General features: G+C 63.8%; 15 protein-coding genes. 5 read left to right on the top strand and 10 right to left on the bottom strand.

What is annotated here, in order from left to right:
• Nucleotides 1-3: 3 nt before the first annotated feature.
• The 4 genes from BLV45_RS19560 to BLV45_RS19545 all read right to left on the bottom strand — a co-directional run bounded on the left by BLV45_RS19560 (nucleotide 4) and on the right by BLV45_RS19545 (nucleotide 7,625).
• A complete protein-coding gene (locus tag BLV45_RS19560) occupies nucleotides 4-2,043 on the bottom strand; it encodes an SMP-30/gluconolactonase/LRE family protein (RefSeq protein WP_090535613.1) in 2,040 nt (679 codons plus the stop codon).
• Between the two features lie 292 nt (nucleotides 2,044-2,335).
• On the bottom strand, nucleotides 2,336-3,649 hold the full coding sequence (locus BLV45_RS19555) for an MFS transporter (RefSeq protein WP_245753399.1): 1,314 nt from the start codon (nucleotides 3,647-3,649) through the stop codon (nucleotides 2,336-2,338).
• 182 nt (nucleotides 3,650-3,831) lie between these two features.
• Entirely contained in the window at nucleotides 3,832-5,487 is a 1,656-nt protein-coding gene (locus BLV45_RS19550) for a hydantoinase B/oxoprolinase family protein (RefSeq protein WP_090535611.1), read from the bottom strand.
• Nucleotides 5,484-7,625, bottom strand: a complete 2,142-nt coding sequence (locus BLV45_RS19545; protein ID WP_218133549.1) for a hydantoinase/oxoprolinase family protein — start codon at nucleotides 7,623-7,625, stop codon at nucleotides 5,484-5,486. The genes BLV45_RS19550 and BLV45_RS19545 overlap by 4 nt, the downstream gene beginning before the upstream one ends.
• A gap of 230 nt (nucleotides 7,626-7,855) precedes the next feature.
• Between BLV45_RS19545 and BLV45_RS19540 the strand changes: the two genes are divergently transcribed.
• Nucleotides 7,856-8,362: a winged helix DNA-binding protein gene (locus BLV45_RS19540; RefSeq protein ID WP_245753397.1), complete on the top strand. Its 507-nt coding sequence runs from the start codon at nucleotides 7,856-7,858 to the stop codon at nucleotides 8,360-8,362.
• Nucleotides 8,363-8,501: 139 nt separating this feature from the next.
• Here BLV45_RS19540 and BLV45_RS19535 read toward each other — a convergent pair whose 3' ends face one another.
• The gene (locus BLV45_RS19535; protein ID WP_176954213.1) at nucleotides 8,502-9,419 is read right to left on the bottom strand and encodes an AraC family transcriptional regulator; all 918 of its coding nucleotides are present in this window, start codon (nucleotides 9,417-9,419) and stop codon (nucleotides 8,502-8,504) included.
• 95 nt (nucleotides 9,420-9,514) lie between these two features.
• Here BLV45_RS19535 and BLV45_RS19530 point away from each other — a divergent pair, with 95 nt between their 5' ends.
• Together BLV45_RS19530 and BLV45_RS19525 are read left to right on the top strand one after the other, a co-directional pair.
• Nucleotides 9,515-10,264, top strand: coding sequence for an SDR family oxidoreductase (locus BLV45_RS19530; RefSeq protein WP_090535608.1), 750 nt, complete (start codon nucleotides 9,515-9,517; stop codon nucleotides 10,262-10,264).
• An 83-nt stretch (nucleotides 10,265-10,347) separates the two neighbouring features.
• Nucleotides 10,348-11,106 (top strand): SDR family oxidoreductase, encoded by a 759-nt coding sequence (locus BLV45_RS19525; RefSeq protein ID WP_090535693.1) that lies wholly within the window; start codon nucleotides 10,348-10,350, stop codon nucleotides 11,104-11,106.
• 148 nt (nucleotides 11,107-11,254) lie between these two features.
• Here the strand turns inward: BLV45_RS19525 and BLV45_RS19520 are convergent, their stop codons facing one another.
• Nucleotides 11,255-12,145, bottom strand: a complete 891-nt coding sequence (locus tag BLV45_RS19520; RefSeq protein WP_090535607.1) for an SDR family oxidoreductase — start codon at nucleotides 12,143-12,145, stop codon at nucleotides 11,255-11,257.
• A 98-nt stretch (nucleotides 12,146-12,243) separates the two neighbouring features.
• Between BLV45_RS19520 and BLV45_RS19515 the strand changes: the two genes are divergently transcribed.
• Nucleotides 12,244-13,122, top strand: a complete 879-nt coding sequence (locus BLV45_RS19515; protein WP_090535606.1) for a helix-turn-helix transcriptional regulator — start codon at nucleotides 12,244-12,246, stop codon at nucleotides 13,120-13,122.
• Between the two features lie 184 nt (nucleotides 13,123-13,306).
• On the top strand, nucleotides 13,307-13,561 hold the full coding sequence (locus tag BLV45_RS19510) for a DUF4148 domain-containing protein (protein ID WP_090535605.1): 255 nt from the start codon (nucleotides 13,307-13,309) through the stop codon (nucleotides 13,559-13,561).
• A gap of 132 nt (nucleotides 13,562-13,693) precedes the next feature.
• Here BLV45_RS19510 and BLV45_RS19505 read toward each other — a convergent pair whose 3' ends face one another.
• The 4 genes from BLV45_RS19505 to BLV45_RS19490 form a co-directional block, all read right to left on the bottom strand.
• Complete coding sequence (locus BLV45_RS19505; protein WP_090535604.1) at nucleotides 13,694-14,881, bottom strand: fumarylacetoacetate hydrolase family protein; 1,188 nt, start codon at nucleotides 14,879-14,881, stop codon at nucleotides 13,694-13,696.
• 85 nt (nucleotides 14,882-14,966) lie between these two features.
• Nucleotides 14,967-16,751 (bottom strand): IlvD/Edd family dehydratase, encoded by a 1,785-nt coding sequence (locus tag BLV45_RS19500; RefSeq protein WP_090535603.1) that lies wholly within the window; start codon nucleotides 16,749-16,751, stop codon nucleotides 14,967-14,969.
• Nucleotides 16,752-16,756: 5 nt separating this feature from the next.
• On the bottom strand, nucleotides 16,757-18,175 hold the full coding sequence (locus BLV45_RS19495) for an MFS transporter (protein WP_090535602.1): 1,419 nt from the start codon (nucleotides 18,173-18,175) through the stop codon (nucleotides 16,757-16,759).
• Between the two features lie 262 nt (nucleotides 18,176-18,437).
• Nucleotides 18,438-19,466 (bottom strand): LacI family DNA-binding transcriptional regulator, encoded by a 1,029-nt coding sequence (locus BLV45_RS19490; protein ID WP_090535601.1) that lies wholly within the window; start codon nucleotides 19,464-19,466, stop codon nucleotides 18,438-18,440.
• Between the last annotated feature and the right edge of the window lie 79 nt (nucleotides 19,467-19,545).

The raw sequence follows: 19,545 nt of genomic DNA, 5'->3' as shown, positions 1-19,545 counted from the left end.
GGTTCAGCCAGGCGTCCAGCGATAAACAATAATGCTGGAGTCGTTGTAGTTGTCCTTCGTGATGACGTACTCCCCGGTCGACCGCAGGTACGACCTGAGGCCATACATCGAATCCACGTCACTACCGACATCCACGCTGGCGGGGCTGGTGTTGGTCAATGTGACGTCCAGGTTGCCCGTGTTGAGATTGAACGCATCGATGTTGGGCACGGTGTGTACGTATCCGACGAACAGATAGTTGCCGGCCGCCGTGATCGACTTGGGATTGGGGTTGGTGATGTTGATCACCGGATTCGGCGATTTCTGGTTGCCCGCGCGCCAGCCGTGATACACCTCGATCCTCGTGCCGATCGACGTCCAGTCCGTGCTGCCGACGATGCCTTGCGCCAGGATCATGGTGTCGCTATCCGCGAGGTAGATGATCCGCGTCATCGGCCTGATGGACATCGGCGTGGAGTACGTCACGGCTGCACCCCAGGCCGGCTTGCCGTCGGCATCGAATCCAGTCAGCGGGTAGTAGTAGATATGGTTCGTCCTGTCGAGGCCGGCCCAGATGTTTCCATTGCTGTCGAGGGAAAATCCGCCGGTGACGGGTGCCGTCGTATTGAACGCCGCACCCGGCAGCGAGGCGTCCGGAATCGCGATGTAGCCATTGGCCGCATTGAAATGGAAAAAATAGAAGATCCCGGGATTCTGGCCGGATGCGACAAGGATCCGGTTTGAACCGACAGTGGCGATCTGCGCGAAATGCTGGCCGCGCTGACCATCGTTGATGGCGATGCGCGGATCCGACGGATAGTCGACCGGGTCCACGGTGTTCGCCACGAATGTTCCGCCAGCGGTGCCGGTGTAGACGTTGAAGCCGCCATAGAAGTACGCGCCGTCCGTGCCGGGATCAGGCGCGCCGTTGCCTTCGAAGTTCAGCGCCTGCAGCTTCCATCGCAGGTTACCCGAGCTGTCGTAGGCGTGAATGTCGGTCGTGCCGTTGCGGCCGAGGTCCCAGGTTCCACCCCACGGGTTGTTGAGGACATACAGGTTGCCCGCAGCGTCCTTGCCGATGCCGGCCACGCGGGTGAACCGCTTGTCGCCGACCTGCCCCTTGATGCCAGCCGTCGTGTCGAGATACCCGCCCTGAATGCCGAATGTGCCGACCTGAATGGGCCTGCCGACGGCACGGAATATCTTGATGTTCATGTCGGGCCCCTCGTCGCCGACCATGAGCTGCCGGGCCGTGGCGTCGAAATACAGCGCGGAAGGCCGGGACGCAGCAGACATCTGGATCGCATTCAGGGATGCCCCAGTGGGACTGAATTCAACGATCCTGCCCGCACTTTTCTGCGCAACCCAGATGTTGCCGGCGCCGTCCACGGCGAGCGCACCCGGGCCTGAAACATTGATATCCCGCTGCCAGACGCCGTCCGTGCTGAAGACCCGGACGCGATTGCCAGGGAAGTCACTCGCGTAAAGGAGCGAGCCCGATGTCGCGAGTCCCGTGATGACATCGGCACGCGCCTCGGTCGTCGTCGCGCTAACGGGAATAACGAGGTCGCGCGTTTGCGTGGCCCGGTTGTATCGCCCCACCCGTCCGCCGCCGTCCGTTCTGCTGAATTGCAAGGCAGCGAAGATCGACGTTGCATTGCCCGTGATGGCGCTGCCCTGGAAGTCGTTGTGCAACCCGATGGAACCTGCGCTCTGGCCGTTGCGGTAAATGGCAATGCCACCCTCGTTTTCATCCCACATCGATGCTGTATAGATAACGCCCTCGGGCGCTACCCACATGGAACGCGCACCGTTACCGACGTGGGCAGCATTCGTCCCAAACGTGTTCGCCAGCCAGTCGGTGGTGTACTGCGCCTGACATGCCGGTGCAACTGCCGCGATCAGCACGACGGCGGCGAGCAGGACGCGGATGCTTTTATTGACCCATGCACATGGCGTATGTGGAACAGCCGAAGCCGGTGCCAGACAAGGCGCGAAAGACAGCGGCTTACGTATCCAGCGGGCGAAGCCGTTGCTTGAGGCCGATGCAATTCTGGTCAGCATAAGTCCTTGCCCTTTGCGCTTTGGAATGGGCAAGATACCCGCGAAGGCCGTGCGATAGCAAACTTGTAGTCATTGAGAATAAAACCCGTGATTGCCACAGTCCTGCCTTGCGGGTGTGTAGCGGATCGCGGAACAACGCCATCGTCGATCTTTCAACGTTCGTTTTTTAGCAACGATCCTTTCGCCCCTGCCGCTCCCTCGAGGCGGCCCGGGACGTCAACATGCCGTCCGTGCCATGGCAATTCGCCAGAGCCCTATTTGACATGGACGAGCACAAAAGTAGCCTTCGCGCTCAGTTCAACGTCACGCCCCGGGTCTCGGGGCCAAGCAGCGCGATCGTGGCGGCCGCCACCGCGAAGCAGCCCGCGCCGACCGCGAAGGCGCCTGACGGACCCGTCAGGGGCAGCATCAACGCGATGCCGGACGGGCCGATGATCGAACCGATCCGCCCGATCGCCGACGCCATGCTCGATCCGGTTCCGCGCGATCGCGTCGGGTACAGTTCCGGCGTGTACGCATAGATCACCGACCACATGCCGAAGACGAAAAACTGCATCACCAGTCCCGCGGCGATCAGGAGCGCGAGATCCGCGCGATGGCTGATGCATTGGCCGTACACGAACGCCCCTGCCGCGCTGCCGAGGAGATAGGCGATCGCGGTCGGCTTGCGGCCCCAGCGTTCGAGCGCGTAGGCCGCCGCCATGAAGCCGGGGATCCCGGCGCACGAGATGAGCACCGTATAGAAGATCGATTTCGTCGCCGGATAGCCCGCCTGCTGCAGCAGCGAAGCGAGCCACGAGGTCAGACCGTAGAACCCGAGTAGCGTCAGGAACCAGACGATCCACAGCATCAGCGTGCGTTTGCGATAGTCGCGATGCCAGAGATCGCCGAGCGCCGACAGCCACCGGTGCCGTGTGTCCGCCTCCAGCGTCACGACGCCGATTACCGGTTCCGGCAGCTTGAGCAGCCCTGCTGCACGCATGACCTTCGATTCGATCAGCGCCATCACGTCTTCCGCCTCGTCGAGACGTCCGGCCGCCTCCAGCCAGCGCGGCGATTCCGGCACCATGCGGCGGATCACGAACAGGAAGAGCGCGGGCACGGCGAGCACCAGGAACACGCCCTGCCAGCCCACGAGCGGCATCAGGAAATAGACCAGAATCCCGACCCCGATGAAGCCGATCGGCAGGAAACCTTCGAGAATCGCGGTGAAGCGGCCGCGCAGATGGGTCGGCAGATACTCGGCGATCAGCGCGAGCGCGATGGGCAACTCCATGCCCATGCCGACACCGAGCAGCAGCCGCGCATTCAGCAGCCCGGTGTAGGTCGTCGACAGACCGCACAACAGGCTGCCCAGCCCCCACAGCAGCATGCTGAACTGGAAGATCGGCTTGCGGCCAAAGCGGTCGGCCAGAATGCCCGCGATGCCGGCGCCGAAAAACATGCCAAGCAGACTCGCGCTGGCGAGCACGCCAGCCTCGGCCACGCTCAGCCCGAGTTCCGCCTTGATCGTGCCGAGCATGTAGGCGAGCGCCGCGGTATCCGCCGTGTCGAACAGGAACGCGGTCGCCACGATCGCGAACAGCAGATATTGGTAACGGCTCATTGGCAACCGTTCCAGCCGGGCGCCCGCATCAGGTTTCGCTGCTTCTCTGTCGGTTCTCATTTCCCAACCCTCTCGTTCAGGATGACATATCAATAAAGGTGCGTGTAATTCCTTTTTCCCCGTCTGGCGGTGCGGTACATATGCGCCTCGCGCACGGACGCCGCGCCGCCAGCCCGTGCTGCTCAGGCCGTGCCGTATATCGCATCCGAGTCGCGCGACGACACCAGCCCGCTGGCGACATCGAAGCGCACGAGCAGCGGATCCCGCTCGCACGGATCGCCGCGGCCCGCGCCGCCCGGCGTCATGATGACGAGCCGCTCACCCGCGGCCACGCTTTGCGCGCCCTTGCCTTTCAGCCGCTCGCCGGAGCGCAGGCCGACGAATCCCGCCGCGCCGTCGTGGCCGCCGTCCTGGCCGCGCGGCGGGAAATCGATCCGGTCGAACGACGCAAGGATCTCGAAGTTTTTCTGGCACGCGGACTCGATTTCGATCACCTGCCCCAGTCCGCCGCGCGTCCTGCCCGCTCCGCCCGAGCCTTCGCGCAACTCCTTGCGCCAGAACACGAGCGGCGTCTGGGTCTCGGCGATCTCCACGGGCGTGCATGCGAGACTCGTCGGAAACGCGGTCGCCGAAAGACCGTCGCGCGCCTCGCGTGCGCCGGTACCGCCGTTGCTGGTGAAGCCGAGCGTGAAGCCGTAGGTGCCGGCGGCGGCGTCCGCCGCTTCGCCACGCAGCGTGATCAGCCAGACGGCTGCCGTGCCTTCGGCCGGCACACGCTCGGGAATGATCTGGCGCAGGCAGCCGAACACCACGTCAGGCAGCATTTGCCCGAGCACGTGGCGGGTCGACACCGGAGCCGGCCGCGCGGCATTGAGGATGCTGCCGGGCGGCGCCGCCACCGTGAATACCGACAGCGAACCGGAATTGTTGGGGATGCAGCCCGATACCGCGCAGGCCAGACCGAACAGCGAATAGGCGGTGGCATAGCTGATGGGCACATTGATCCCGCGTGCCGACTGCGCCGAACTGCCCTCGTAATCCACGTGAATGCCGTGGTCTGAAACCGTCAACGCGGCATGAATCTCGATCGGCGAGCCATAGCCGTCGACGGTCATCACGTTGCGCCACGTGCCCTGCGGCAACTTGCGGACCTGTTCGAGCATGGCCTCGCGCGAGCGCTCCAGGATGAACTGCCCCAGCGCGTCCAGCGACGCCAGGCCAAACTCATCCATCATTTCGACGAGCCGCTTCGCACCCACTGCATTGCACGCGGCGAGCGCGTATGTATCGCCCTCGGTCTCCATCGGCTGACGCGTATTGCCGCGGATCATGTCCATGAGCGTGCCGTTCAGTTCGCCGCCGTCGAACAGCCTGAGCGGCGGGATATACAGGCCTTCCATGTAGACGTCCAGCGCATCCGGACCGAAACCGAGGCCGCCGATATCCATGATGTGACTCGTCGCGCAGAAAAGCGCCACCGCCTCCCCGCCGCGGAAAGCCGGGGTCACCATGACGAAGTCGTTCAGGTGCCCCGTGCCCATCCAGGGATCGTTGGTCAGGAATACGTCGCCGGGCTGCATCGTGTCGAGCGGATAGCGGCGCAGGAAGTGCTGCACCGATTCGGCCATCGTGTTGACGTGACCCGGTGCGCCGGTCACCGCCTGCGCGAGCATGCGTCCTTGCGTGTCGAATACGCCGGCCGACAGATCGCCGCACTCCCGGACGATCGGACTGAATGCCGTGCGCAACAACGTTTGCGCCTGTTCTTCGACAATCGCGATCAGGCGATGCCACATGGTCTGCAACTCGATGGTTTGAAGCGCGTCGTAAGTGTTCATGTGCGGTCTCCGGGTTGCTGTTGCTGCTTGCGTTGCAGGACGATGTTGCCGTGCCGGTCGACTTCGGCATCGAAGGCGGCGGTCACGAAAGTCGTGGTTTCACGTTCGACGATCAGCGCGGGCCCGCTCACGCGCGCATCGCGCGCCAGCGTTTCGCGCCGGTACACCGGCACCGGTATGCGCGCGCCGTTGTGTCCGTCGAAATATTCACGTTCGCCTTCGGCCAACGCCGCAGCCCCGGACTCCAGTGCAGCGGCGTTCAGGCCGGCCGCGGCGCTGTGTGCGCTGACGGTCACCGACCAGCTGAGGATTTCGATCGGCGCGCCGGGAATGGTGCGGTTGAAAAGCTGGGAGTACGCACTGGCGAAGCGCTCGCCGAGGATCCGCGCACAGGCCGCGGGATCGTCGCCATGGGGTGTATCGACGGCGATTTCATGTCCCTGCCCGACGTAACGCATAAAGGCAACGCGACGCACCTGCATCGGCGCACCGGCGGCGCCCTCGCTGACCACTGCGCGCGCTTCCGTTTCCATCGCACCGAGCATTGTCCCGACCGCGCCGGCATCGAAACTGTCGAGGCGCACGTGGTAGCTGCGCACGATCTCGTAGGCAACCGGCGCGCGCAGGAATCCCACCGCTGAACCGACGCCCGCGCCCGGTGGAACCAGCACGCGGCTCGCGCCGATCTTTTCGGCGACCCGCGCGGCGTGCAGCGGCGCGGCGCCGCCGAAGGCAATCAGTGTGCGATCGGCGAAACCTTTGCCCTTCTCGATCGCGTGCGCGCGCGCCGCGCTCGCCATGCTTTCGCACACCATCTCGTAGACGGCGAATGCAGCCAGTTCCGGTGTCATTCCCAAAGGTTCGGCGATCTCCGAGCGCAGCGCGACGCGCGACGCTTCGACGTCGAGCTGCACCGATCCGCCCGCAAAAGCGGCCGGATCGATCAACCCAAGCACCACGTCGGCATCGGTGACGGTGGGCTGCGTGCCGCCGCGGCCGTAGCACGCGGGCCCCGGCACCGAACTCGCGCTTTGCGGACCCACCACGACGTTCCTGAGCGCGTCGATGCGGGCGATCGATCCGCCGCCCGCCCCGATCTCCACCAGATCGATCACCGGAATGCGCAATGGCAAACCGCTGCCCTTCTGGAAACGCGCCGCGCGGTCGACTTCGTAGATACGGTCGTGATCCGGATTGAACTGGTCGATCAGACAAACCTTGGCGGTGGTGCCGCCCATGTCGAACGCGAGCACCTTGCGCTCGTCGGCGCGCCGCGCAACATCGGCGGCAAAGATCGCGCCGCCGGCGGGCCCTGATTCGACCAGCCGGACGGGGAACTGGCGTGCGGTTTCCACCGAGGTCAAACCACCGTTCGACGTGACGAGATAAATGGGTCCGCGAAAACCGGCGGCGTCGAGTGCCGTGCGCATACGCCCCAGATACGCCGACATCAGCGGCTTCACGTAGGCGTTGGTGAGCGTGGTCGACGTGCGTTCATACTCGCGGATCTCGGGGCAGACTTCGCTTGAGATCGAGATCGACAGGTCCGGCAACGCGCGGGCGATGATCTCTCTGGCGCGCTGTTCATGCACCGCATTTGCATAGGCGTGCAGAAAGCAGATCGCCACGCTTTCCACGCGCTGCGCGTGCAGAAAATCGATGTGACGGTGCAGCATGCGTTCGTTCAACGGCAGCAGTACCTCGCCCTTCGCATTCATCCGCTCCTCGACCGTGACCCGTAGCGCACGCGGCACCAGCGGCACCTGCTTTTCGATCTGCAGGTCGTACTGGTCGTAACGGCCTTCCGTGCCGATTTCGATGACGTCGCGAAAACCCGTGGTGCCGATCAGCGCCGTCAGTGCGCCGCGGCGTTCGAGCACCGCGTTCGTGGCGAGCGTGGTGCCATGCACGAAGACGTCGATGTCGGCGAACACGAGACCCGCGTCGCCCAGCGCCAGCTGCGCGCCGTCGAGTACCGCCCGCTCGGGCTGTTCCGGCGTCGTCAACACTTTCTTCGTGAACCGGTGCTCGGCCGTTTCCAGGACGACATCGGTAAACGTCCCGCCGATATCCACGGACAGCCGGATTTGCGCCACGTTCGGCTTCATGGCCGCGGCAGCGTCACTTTCGTTTTGCATCTTCTTTTCTCCTGGGGGGCGAATCGCCACACCCGCTGTCAGTTGCTGCTGGCGTACGGACAATCCGCAAACGGCGGGCAACAGAAAGCCCACGGACGGCCGCATACGGGTCCAGAGCAAAAGCAGCGGGTTGTGATCAACGATGGATCAACACTAGTGAAACGCCAGCGTTTCGTCAACGTGACATTATTGTCAAAGTGCTAAAATCCGGGAAAACGAGGAGGCAAATGATGAAAGGAGCTAAAAAACCCGTGGTTCTGTCGCCGCATCTGGTGTCCCCCGGCAATGAAGGACTGAGCGAGTTCGAGTTCGGGATGATCGTCTGCTGGAACGCGTTCAACGAATGGCTGGAGCGCGGCACGAAGGCGGCCGGTCACGGCGACCTCACCTTCATGGATGTCGTCGTGTTGCATCAGGTCGCGCATCGGGCGCGCAACCGGAAACTCGCGGACATCTGTTTCGTGCTCAATCTCGCCGATACGCATTCGGTCAGCTATTCGCTGAAGAAGCTGCTCGCCGCGAAGCTCGTGACGGGTCAGAAGGTTGGCAAGGAAGTGCTGTATCAGACGACGCCGGATGGCGAGAAGGTAATCGCGAACTATCGTGAGGTGCGCGAGCGCTGTCTGCTCGGCATCATCGAAGATGACATGAAGCCAGCGATGTCTGAGTTCGCGCGGTTTTTTGTGCGAATGAGCGGGCTTTACGATCAGGCGGCAAGGGCGGCTTCGTCGCTGTAGCAGCCTGTTCGGGAATCGTGATGTCGAAAGCCGCGCTGAATGCAACTACGCGCTGAGCCCGATGAGAGTCATCGACGCGTATTCGGCGACGACCTTCACCACGCGCTGACAGATCCGGGAACTGCCGGTTCGCGCCGTCTTACGCGACGTTCGCGGCCGCCTGCTCCTCGCGCGCGTACTGCGTAGGCGGCCGGCCGACGTGCCGCGTGAAGGCGACACTGAAGGTGCTGGCGGAGCTGTAACCGACGCGCTGCGCGATCTCGGCGACCCGGCCTTCATTGCGGCGCAGCAGGTCCTTCGCGAGCGCCATGCGCCACGTGAGCAGATATTCCATCGGCGCAACGCCGACCGCGCGAGTGAAGCGCTCGAAAAAGGTCGAGCGCGAGAGCGCGGCTTCCTTCGCGAGCTCGGCAATCGTCCATGCATGCGTCGGGCGTTCGTGCATCCCGCGGATCGCGGCCGCGAGGCGGCTGTCGGCGAGCCCGCGCACGAGGCCCGGTGACGCATTCGTTTCCGCGGTCGACCGCAGCGCCTCGATGAGCAGCACTTCCAGCAGGCGTGAAAGCACGACTTCGCGCGCGGGCCGCTGCTCGCGCGTTTCCTCTCGCACGAGTTGCACGAGCGTCGCCAGTCGCTGCTCGCCGCGCACATGCACCAGTTGCGGCAGCAACGAAACCAGCAGGGACGCATCCGGCGAACCGAAGCTGCAGTGGCCCGCCATCATGCGCGCGTCGATCGGACTGCCCGCGGCGCCGATTCTGAATTCGCCGTTGCCCAGCGCGACGGGCGCCGGCGTCTCCACGCCCGGCGGCGGTGGTTCGAGGCTGGACATCGCGACGCCATAGGCCGCGGGAATCAGCACGAAGTCACCCGACAGCAGCTCGATGGGCGCGTGTCCGTCGATCGCGATGCGGCACCCGCCCTCGAGGATCACGCAATAGAACGGCTGGCCGGCGTCCGAGCGACTGATGCGCCAGGGGCTGGCGCCAAGGACGAGTTTGGAGAACCGGGCACCCGGTTGCAGCAGCGTCACGACTTCGGCTAACGGATCGATCATCGCCGGACTCCTGCAAATGAAATTCGGATGATTGATTGTAGCAAGTACGGTTCCAGCGATCTATCGTATGGGCACACTCCCCCACAGGACTTCCCATGAAAACCGTACTCATCACCGGCTGCTCTTCCGGATTTGGCCTCGAGATCGCCCGCTACTTCCTGGCCCGCGACTGGCACGTCGTCGCCACGATGCGCACGCCGCGTGCCGACGTGCTGCCGCCGTCAGACCGCCTGCGCGTGCTCGCGCTCGACGTCACCGATCCGGAGAGCATCCGCCAGGCCGTCGAGGCCGCGGGCCCGATCGACGTCCTCGTCAACAACGCGGGCTTTGGCGCGGCTTCTCCGGCAGAACTCGTCCCGATCGCGACGGTGCGCGAGATCTTCGAGACCAACACCATCGGCACGATCGCATTGACGCAGGCGGTGTTGCCCCAGTTCCGGCAGCGCAGGGTCGGTGTCGTCGTGAACGTCACGTCGAGCGTGACGTTGAAGGCGCTGCCCCTGATCACCGCGTATCGCGCGAGCAAGGCGGCGGTGAATGCGTTCACCGAGTCGATGGCGCTGGAACTCGAGCCGTTCGGCGTGCGGGCACGCCTGGTGCTGCCGGGCCGCGCGCCCGCGACGCGCTTCTTCGAAAACGCGCGCGCGCACATGCATGGCCTTGACCACGAGGCCTATGCCGGGATCGTCAAGCAGGTTTTCGCGGGACTGGAGGATGCGTCGTCGCCGGTTACCCAGGCACAGGATGTCGCCGAAGCCGTGTGGCGCGCGGCGACCGATCCGTCATCCCCGATGCGCATTCCGGCCGGCGCCGACGCCGAAGCATGGGCGGCCGAGGTTCGCTGACCCGTGGGCGCCACGCGGAAATGGCTTCCGCGCGCTACGACGCAATGCAACGCAATGCAACGCAATACGAAAAGGAGATCACCATGCAGGACAAACCCATCGCGCTCGTCACCGGGGCTAATCAGGGAATCGGCCTTCAGATCGCAAAGGATCTCGTGGCGCACGGCTTCATGGTGCTGGTCGGGTCGCGCGATTTCGAGCGCGGCGAGGCGGCGGCGAGAGAGGTGGGGCCGGACGCCCGCGCGCTCCAGCTCGACGTGACCGATCAGGCTTCGATCGCTGCCGCGGCGGAACGCGTTGGCAATGAGTTCGGCCGTCTCGACGTGCTCGTCCAGAACGCGGCCATCTCGAATACGAACAAACGGCCCGGCCAGTCCGTCGAAGAGTATGCAAGGACGACCCGCCCGGGCAACGTGTCGCTCGATGAAATGCGCGCGGTGTGGGACACCAACGTGTTCGGCGTCCTCGCCGTCTACCAGGCGATGCTGCCGCTCCTGCGCAAGGCGCCGGCAGCCCGCATCGTCAACGTGTCGAGTGGCGTCGGGTCGCTGACGACGAACTCGAACCCGGCCTTCGCCTATCGCTCGATCTTCGGCCCTGTCTACCCTGCGTCCAAGACGGCGCTCAACGCGTTGACGGTCGCCATGGCGATCGAGCTGGAGCCGGAGGGGATCAAGGTCAACGCCGTCTCCCCGGGCTTTACCCGGACGAACCTCAACGGATATGCGGGCACGGCAACCGTCGAGGACGGCGCGCGCGAGGCGGTGCGCGTCGCACTGCTGGGCCCGGATAGCCCCACCGGAACGTTCACGCGTTGGGAGAGCGAAACGATCCCGTGGTGATGAGGTCTCGGGCGCGTGGTCGAAGGGATCGATGGATGCGCCCGTTGCTTACTCCTCAGCTGCGGCGGATAAGTGCATCTTCCCGGCTCCAGGTTCGAACACGAATCTGGAGCCGGGAATGTCGTGCAATGTCACACCCCAGGGAAAACTACGCGATGTAACGCGCTTCGTCGAGATCGGCGACCAGCGTCGGCCCCACTGGATGCCAGCCCAGTCGCGCCTGCGTCCAGGCGCTGGAAGCCGGCATATCCAGACCGACGAACATCGCCATCCATCCGAAATGCGCCGCGGCTTCCGCCTGGGCGATCGAAACCGTCGGCAAGTTCAGCCCCCGCCCCAGCGCCTCGGCGATTTCGCGACTGCTGATGCCTTCTTCACCGACCGCGTGATAACGTGCGCCCCGTTCACGGGCCTCCACGGCGAGCCGATAGAGACGCGCGACATCGGACAGGTGACCCGCCGGCCAGCGGTTACGGCCCTCACCCACGTAAGCCACGACGCCTTTTTCGCGAGCGATGCCGATGAGCGGTGCGATGAGGCCCTGCTTGAACGGATTGTGAACCTGCGGCAATCGCACCACGGACACGTTGATACCCGCCTCCAGCAGCACATTGGCAGCCAGTTCGGACGCGATGCGCGGATTGGGATGACCGGTATCGAAGACGTCCTCGGTCGCCGGCCTGCCATGCTGACCGCTGCCCATTCCCGTCCCCGAGGTGATGATCAGGAGCCGATCGGAGCCGGCGAGTGCGGAACCGAGTGCGGCGATGGCACGCCTGTCCTTCTCGCAATTCTCGACGAACTTCGAGAAATCGTGATCGAAGGCCGTGTGGATGACGGCATCTGCGTTTGCGGCGCCGCTGCGCAAACTCGCGGAATCCTCGAGGGTTCCGCGATGCACCTCGGCGCCCGCATCGACAAGCGCCTGCGCTCCCGCGTCAGAACGGGTCATGCCGACCACGTGATGACCGGCCTCGACAAGTTCAGGAACGAGGGCCGAACCGATAAAGCCGGTCGCACCCGTAAGAAAGATACGCATGGTGAAGTCTCCCTGGTCGTGAGGCGTTCACTATCCGGTCAATTGTTATCCCGTTAAAGTAGTGATCTCATCATAGTAAAGCGACTAACAGGATCACGATGTCAGTCAATACCGCGAGATCGCTCGGGGATTTCCTGAGAAGCCGCCGGACACGCCTCGACCCGGCGAGCTTCGGGTTTTCCGGACGCAGGCGCACGCCTGGGCTGCGCCGGGAGGAGGTTGCCGTGCGTGCCCACATCAGCCCGACCTGGTACACCTGGCTGGAGCAGGGACGTGGCGGCGCGCCTTCTGCCGAAGTGCTGGACCGGATCTCCGGCGCCCTGATGCTGACCGATGCGGAGCGCGAGCACCTTTTCATGCTGGGACTGGGGCGGCCGCCCGAGGTCCGCTACAAGTCCGTCGACGGCGTCAATCCGCGGCTTCAGCGGCTGCTCGACTCGCTCGATGCCAGCCCGGCAATCATCAAGACCGCCACCTGGGACGTCGTTGCCTGGAACGATGCCGCGGCGGTTGTGCTGACTGACTATGACGAGTTGCCGGTCGGCCAGCGCAATATTCTCCAGTTCCTGTTCCGCAATCCCGACGTCCGTGCAAAGCAGCACGACTGGGAAAACGTCGCCCGTTTCGTGGTGGGCGCGTTCCGGGCGGATGTGGCTCGCGCGGGCCTGGTATCCGAGGTCGGTGAACTGGTGAACGCGCTCCGTACCACCAGTGCGGAGTTCGACGCCCTGTGGCAGGACAACGAGGTGCTGGGTCACGGAGAGGGAGACGGCGTCAAGCGGCTGCTGCATCCCACGTTGGGTTCGATCGAACTGGAATACTCGGCGTTTTCCGTCGATGGGCGACCGGACCTGAGCTTGATCGTCTATGCCCCGCTCGACGACGAAGTCGCCCGGCAAATCAGGGCGCTCGCCGCGCAATGTCGCCGCAGGCGCGTGACCGGCAAGGCGCCGGAGAAAGACATGTCACTCGAGTGACTTCGACGGGCGGGTTGCGCGCTCTGCTGCGGGCCCCTTTCTGGTGACACGGATTGTCCTGTTTTTAAAAACAGTGAATTCAAAATTAGGTATTTACCCTGATTTCACCGCCTCCTACACTGTCCTCACTGCCGCAAATAAAGATGTTTGCAGGCCAATAAGACACTCTCTGGAGGTAGTGATCATGAAGTCGCTCATTCACGCTGTTGTTGTTGCCGCCACCCTTGCTGCTCCGGTTGCCGTTTTCGCCCAGTCGAACCAACCGTTGACCCGCGCGGAAGTGCGCGCACAACTGGTTCAGATCGAAAAGGCGGGCTACAACCCGGTTCGCTCGAACCCGAATGAATATCCGGCGAACATCCAGGCTGCTGAAGCGCGTGTTGCCGCGCAGAACAGCGCGGTGGGCGGCGTTGTCAGCGGTTCGTCGCAACACGAGTAGCCCGGTAAGCTTCGTCGGTCCAGCAAGCTGTTTTCTGGCGGCGCGGGTGCGCTCGCTACGGCCGCCGCCTTGGACCACTGACTCGCGATCGCCATCTGCGGCGGTCGCGAGTGAGTTTTTGGCACTCGTCGCTCAAGCAGCGGCAAGCAGGCCGCGTGCAGCCAGATTCCGGTACAGCGCGCGCACACCGAACGTCCACGGTTCGATTTCAGTGCTCAGGCGAACCGTGTTCACCAGCGCGCCCAGTTGCGGCGTCGAGATCGTCACCACGTCACCCAGGTGATGCGTGAACCCTGCACCGGGTGCGTCACGGTCCTTGATCGGCGAGAACATGGTGCCAAGGAACAGCATGAAACCGTCCGGATACTGGTGATGCCGTCCCCACGTCTGCTCAACGAGGTTCGCCGGATCGCGGCTGATTTCGCTCATGTGGCTCACGCCCTCGAGCACGAAGCTGTCGTCGACGCCTTCCACCCGCAGCGCGACACTTGCCGCGCGCACCGAATCGAGCGAGAAGGTTTCGTCAAAGAGGCGCACGAACGGGCCGATCGCGCATGAGCCGTTGTTGTCCTTGCACTTGCCCAGCAAAAGCGCCGAGCGGCCTTCGATATCGCGCAGATTGACGTCGTTGCCGAGCGTCGCGCCGACGATGCCGCCCCGGCTATTCACCGCCAGTACGATTTCCGGCTCCGGATTGTTCCACGTCGAAGCAGCGAGCAGTCCCACATCGGCCCCGAAACCGACCGCTGACATGGGCTGCGACTTCGAGAACACTTCCGCATCGGGGCCGATGCCCACTTCCATGTATTGCGACCACGCACCGCGCCGTTCCAGTTCGGCTTTCAGCTTCATGGCGGCGTCCGAGCCCGGCTCGATTTTCGAGAGGTCCGATCCGATCATCGAAGCAATGGTCTCGCGGACTGCCTTCGCCTTCGCCGGATCACCGCCCGCCTGTTCCTCGATGACGCGCTCGATCAAACTCACGGCGAACGTGACGCCGCACGCCTTGATGGCCTGAACGTCGCACGGCGCGAGCAGTCGCACGGCGGGCCTGGTCATGCCAGGAAGGTTGGAGGCAATGAGCTCCGCCACCGCGCCAAGCGGGACGCCCTCCGCTGTACGCGCGACCTGTGCGGGGTTCTCCCGGTCGAACAGGTCAGCAGTCGTCGGCACGGTGGCGGTGATGTCGAACACCTCGCCACGACGCACGACGACCACGCACGGGCCTTCATGCTGGTCCGTCTTGCGCCATACGCGCCCCACGAGCAGCGCCTCGTCGATATCGTCAGGGAGGAAACCGGGTTGGGAAGTTGTGGACATGGGATTGGATATTCTCGGAAGGGTTGGAAGACCAGTGGAACCGGGTTCGATGTGAAGCATGGAGCCCGGTCCTGCAACCGGCACGTCAGTGCGAATGCCTCGGGTTGCCACGCTCGGCAATCACCTTGAGATAGAGCGTCGCGGGCTCGAGACAGCCGCCGGTCGAAAGCTGGCCGACCGTCTGGCGGTACAGTTCCTGCCAGGGCGTCTGTGCCGGCGGAATCGTGAAGGTAGCCGTCTCGCGACGTTGCGCAAGTTCGTCCTCGTCGACCAGCACGTTCACGCTGCGTGAATTCAGATCCACGCGAATGCGGTCGTTCGTGCGTAATAGCGACAATCCACCGCCAACCGCCGCCTCGGGCGACATGTTGAGAATCGACGGGCTCGCGGAGGTGCCGCTTTGCCGTCCGTCACCGAGCGTCGGCAAGGACGTAATGCCCTGACGCACGAGTTCTGCCGGCGGTGCCATGTTCACCACCTCGGCACTCCCCGGATAGCCCACGGTACCTGCCCCGCGAATCACCAGAATGCAATGCTGGTCGATCGCAAGCGACGGATCGTTGATGCGCGCGTGATAGTCCTCAGGACCATCAAAGACAATTGCCCGCGCCTCAAAGGCATTTTCCGCACCGGGCTCGCTCAGATAGGTCTGCCGGAACGCATCGCCGACCACCGACATCTTCATGATCGCGCTGTCGAAGAAATTGCCCGACAGCACGATGAAACCCGCGCCGTGTTTGAGCGGATCTTCAGTGGTCTTGATGACGTCGCGATCGGCAGGAGGCGCATCCGCTGCGATCTCGCCGATGGTACGGCCCGACACGGTCAGACATTCACCGTGTACGAGTTGTGCCTGGATCAGCTCGTGCAGGACGGCGGGCACGCCACCCGCACGGTGAAAACTCTCGCCAAGATATTCGCCCGCAGGCATGCAGTTCACGATCAGCGGAACCTGTTCGCCCACGCGCTGCCAGTCGTCAAGGCTCAATTCGACGCCCATGTGCCGTGCAATCGCAATCAGATGGGGCGGGCAGTTGCTCGACGCACCCAGCGCGGAGGCCACCACGATGGCGTTTTCGAACGCCGCCTTCGTCATGATGTGCGACGGGCGCACATCTTCGCGCACGAGGTCGACGATGCGCTTGCCCGTGGCATAAGCCATCTGGCCGCGTTCCCGGTAGGCCGCGGGAATGCTCGCGCAGCCGGGCAGCGACATGCCGAGCGCTTCGGCCAGACTGTTCATCGAGAGCGCCGTGCCCATCGTGTTGCAGTGGCCGATCGACGGCGACGACGCAGTCGTCAGCTGCATGAAACCTTCGTAGTCGATTTCGCCGGTGGCAAGCAGATTGCGGGCATGCCAGATGACAGTCCCCGAACCCACGCGCTTGCCCTCGTGCCAGCCGTCGAGCATCGGTCCGCCCGATAGAACGATGGCGGGCATGTCGACGGTGGCCGCGGCCATCAGACAGGCTGGCGTGGTCTTGTCACAGCCCGTGGTCAACACGACGCCATCGAGCGGAAAGCCGTGCAGGATTTCGACCAGTCCGAGATACGCGAGATTGCGGTCGAGCGCGGCGGTCGGCCGGCGGCTCTGCTCGGCGAGCGGATGAACCGGAAATTCCATCGGAATACCGCCCGCGTCGCGAATGCCTGCTTTTGTCCGTTCGGCGAGCTCGATATGGTGCCGGTTGCACGGCGCGAGGTCGCTGCCCGTCTGCGCGATGCCGATGACCGGCCGGCCCGACTGAAGCTCTTCGCGCGTCAGGCCGTAGTTCATGAAACGCTCGACGTAGAGCGCCGTCATATCCGCATGCGACGGGTCGTCGAACCATTCCTGGCTTCTTAGCCGGCGAGGTGTGGATGCGGACATGTTGCTTATCTCTCTGTCATGGGGATGGTTGAACCGTTTGCGTGCTTCGCCGCGCGGTGGCTGGACCCGCTGTCTTCGATTGCGGCAGCCCGTGTCAGCATGCTACGCGGCACGAGCAGGATCAGCACGCAACTGACCAGCAGACACGCGCCGAGCGCATAAGTGCCGTTGTTGATATCACCGGTCAGGTTCCTGGCGACGGCGGTGATCATCGAACCCGTGAAGCCGGACAGGTTGCCGATCGCGTTGATCATCGCGATGCCGGCCGCGGCAGCCGCGCCTGACAGCAATTGCCCGGGGAAAGTCCAGTAAATCGGCATCAACGCAAGGATACCGGCCGTGGCAATCGTGAGAAACGTGATCGCCCACACCACCTGATGTGCGAACGCCGCGCTCAGAATCAGGCCGACACCGCCGATCAGCGCCGGGATCGCCGCGTGCAATCGCCGCTCCCCGGTTTTCCTCGAATGGGCCGCGTTAGCGAGCGTTGCGATGATCGCCACGCCGTAAGGAATCGCCGTCAACAAGCCGATATGCAACGGATCCTGTACTCCCGTCGCCTTGATGATCGAAGGCAACCAGAATGCCAGCCCGTAAAAACCGGTATTGAAGGTCAACAGGATCGCCACCAGCAGCCACACTCGCGGATCGCGCACCGCCGATCCGAAACGCGCTGTCTTGTGCGCGCTCTCGCGCTGCAGATTGGCCGCCAGCAGGCTTTTCTCCTGCGGCGTCAGCCAGCGTGCGCGCTCGATGCCGTCGTCAAGCGAGAAATACACCACGAACGCCGTCAACAGCGATGGCACACCTTCGAGCAGCAACATCCATTGCCAGCCCTGGTAGCCGAACAGGCCGGCTGTATGGTCCATCAACCAGCCGGAGACCACGCCGCCCACCATCAGGCTGACCGGCATGGCAATCAGGAAGCCCGACATGACCCGGCTCTGGCGCTGCGCCGGAAACCAGTAGTTCAGGTAAAGAATGACACCGGGGAAAAAGCCGGCCTCGCAGATCCCGAGCAGGAAGCGAAGCGAGTAGAACATCGTCGCGGTCTCGACATGCGCGAGGCGCGCGAGCGGCTCGATGAAGGCGAGCGCCATCGAAACGAGGCTCCATGTGAACATGATCCGGGCGATCCAGAAGCGTGCACCGTACTTATGCAGGAACACATTGCTCGGAATCTCGAAGATAAAGTAGCCCCAGAAGAATACGCTGGCGCCGATCGCGTACACGGTGTCGGACAGGCCCAGATCGTCGAGCATTTGCAGCTTTGCAAAACCGACGTTGACCCGATCCAGATAGGCCACCACGTAACACAGCAACAGCACCGGCAACAGCCGGCGCACGACCTTGCGATAGGTCTTTTCCTCGAACTCGCTCCTCTCCGCGGGATGCGTGGGGATGGCGGACGGCACAGTGGACATTCAGATCTCCATCAGCGCATTGATAAGCGCATTTGTCGGCGTATTTTGTGAGAAACGGTTGAGCGCTTACGGCAGCGTGCCGCGCAGGCTGATAAATCGCCGCCAGTTAAGTTACCGGTAACATTTTGATTGTGGATGTTACGCGCGGCCCGGCATCCGGACAACCAAGGGATATCCCTGATCAAACGCGGATGGGCCACCCTCTGAGGTAACGATTGGGAAAGAAACTGCTTTTATCGCGCGGCGACCGCGCGCAACCGGTTCAGGCGCTTTCGCGCGGAATAACCGTAAATTCGATCTTGACCGCTTTCGCGCGCGCCGTCGGTGCCGCCGCGTTTTTGCCGCGCCCGACCGTGTCGCCGGCCTCACGTGCCGCGAGTGCCGCGAGCAATGTCTCGCCGGCACGCAAGCCGATTCCGTAGGCGTCCACCGATACCGTGGTGATGGTCGGCTGTGAGCACCACGACACCTCGAAGTTGCCGAAACCGGCAATTGCGATATCACCCGGCACCGACAGCCCGCGCCGATGGCACTCCATGATCGCGCCGAAAGCCGACATGTCGCTCACGCACATCACGGCCTCGGTATCGGGCCACGCCTCAAGCAACGCGCCGATCGCCGGAGCGCCGTGACTCATCGTGACCGGCGATTCGCCGAGGCGGATCACGCGAGGCTCGCAGAGGCCCAGCGCCTTCATTTCAGCGATATATCCACGCATCCGGTCGAGGCCACGACGATCGCGTTCGCTCGCCCCGCCGATAAAGCCAATGCGGCGATATCCACATGCATGAAGATGCTGCACCATCGCACGCGCAGCCGTCGCATTCGAGAAACCCACCGCGGTGTCGATCGGGTCGCGAGGCAGGTCCCACATTTCGACAACGGGGATACCCGCGCGCTGCAACAGCGTACGGGTAGCCCCGGTATGCCGCCCGCCCGTCAGCGCGACGCAGCGCGGCTGGTGGCGCAGCATCGAACGCACGAGGAGTTCTTCCTGTTCGAGACGATAATCGGTATCGCCAAGCAACAATTGCAGACCGTGCGGGTTGAGCGCGGCGTTCAGCCCGCGCACCGTATCGGAGAAGTTGGAACTGGACAGCGACGGCACGAGTACCGCGACAAACTCCGAACGGCCCGAAGACAATGCACCGGCTGCCGCATCGGCGACGTATCCAAGTTCATCGATAATCTTCAGAACCCGCTCGCGGGTCGCCTGCGACACACTGCGTCCCGCCAGTACACGGGACACGGTCATCTTCGACACGCCGGCGCGTTCGGCAACGTCGGACATACGGGGTGGAACGGGCGGCCTCGACGTCATGGTATTGATCAGTGCAGGTGCGCGGAAGTCTGGGAACGCACATGATACC

Origin of the sequence: Paraburkholderia sartisoli, from assembly GCF_900107685.1 — a bacterium.
GTDB lineage: Bacteria > Pseudomonadota > Gammaproteobacteria > Burkholderiales > Burkholderiaceae > Paraburkholderia > Paraburkholderia sartisoli.
This window is presented reverse-complemented; position numbering and strand designations above follow the sequence as displayed.

Bases quoted from the DNA above. Each gene is read 5' to 3' on its own strand.
- BLV45_RS19560 (WP_090535613.1), bottom strand. From the start codon at position 2,043: ATGCTGACCAGAATTGCATCGGCCTCAAGCAACGGCTTCGCCCGCTGG.
- BLV45_RS19555 (WP_245753399.1), bottom strand. From the start codon at position 3,649: ATGAGCCGTTACCAATATCTGCTGTTCGCGATCGTGGCGACCGCGTTC.
- BLV45_RS19550 (WP_090535611.1), bottom strand. From the start codon at position 5,487: ATGAACACTTACGACGCGCTTCAAACCATCGAGTTGCAGACCATGTGG.
- BLV45_RS19545 (WP_218133549.1), bottom strand. From the start codon at position 7,625: ATGCAAAACGAAAGTGACGCTGCCGCGGCCATGAAGCCGAACGTGGCG.
- BLV45_RS19540 (WP_245753397.1), top strand. From the start codon at position 7,856: ATGAAAGGAGCTAAAAAACCCGTGGTTCTGTCGCCGCATCTGGTGTCC.
- BLV45_RS19535 (WP_176954213.1), bottom strand. From the start codon at position 9,419: ATGATCGATCCGTTAGCCGAAGTCGTGACGCTGCTGCAACCGGGTGCC.
- BLV45_RS19530 (WP_090535608.1), top strand. From the start codon at position 9,515: ATGAAAACCGTACTCATCACCGGCTGCTCTTCCGGATTTGGCCTCGAG.
- BLV45_RS19525 (WP_090535693.1), top strand. From the start codon at position 10,348: ATGCAGGACAAACCCATCGCGCTCGTCACCGGGGCTAATCAGGGAATC.
- BLV45_RS19520 (WP_090535607.1), bottom strand. From the start codon at position 12,145: ATGCGTATCTTTCTTACGGGTGCGACCGGCTTTATCGGTTCGGCCCTC.
- BLV45_RS19515 (WP_090535606.1), top strand. From the start codon at position 12,244: ATGTCAGTCAATACCGCGAGATCGCTCGGGGATTTCCTGAGAAGCCGC.
- BLV45_RS19510 (WP_090535605.1), top strand. From the start codon at position 13,307: ATGAAGTCGCTCATTCACGCTGTTGTTGTTGCCGCCACCCTTGCTGCT.
- BLV45_RS19505 (WP_090535604.1), bottom strand. From the start codon at position 14,881: ATGTCCACAACTTCCCAACCCGGTTTCCTCCCTGACGATATCGACGAG.
- BLV45_RS19500 (WP_090535603.1), bottom strand. From the start codon at position 16,751: ATGTCCGCATCCACACCTCGCCGGCTAAGAAGCCAGGAATGGTTCGAC.
- BLV45_RS19495 (WP_090535602.1), bottom strand. From the start codon at position 18,175: ATGTCCACTGTGCCGTCCGCCATCCCCACGCATCCCGCGGAGAGGAGC.
- BLV45_RS19490 (WP_090535601.1), bottom strand. From the start codon at position 19,466: ATGTCCGACGTTGCCGAACGCGCCGGCGTGTCGAAGATGACCGTGTCC.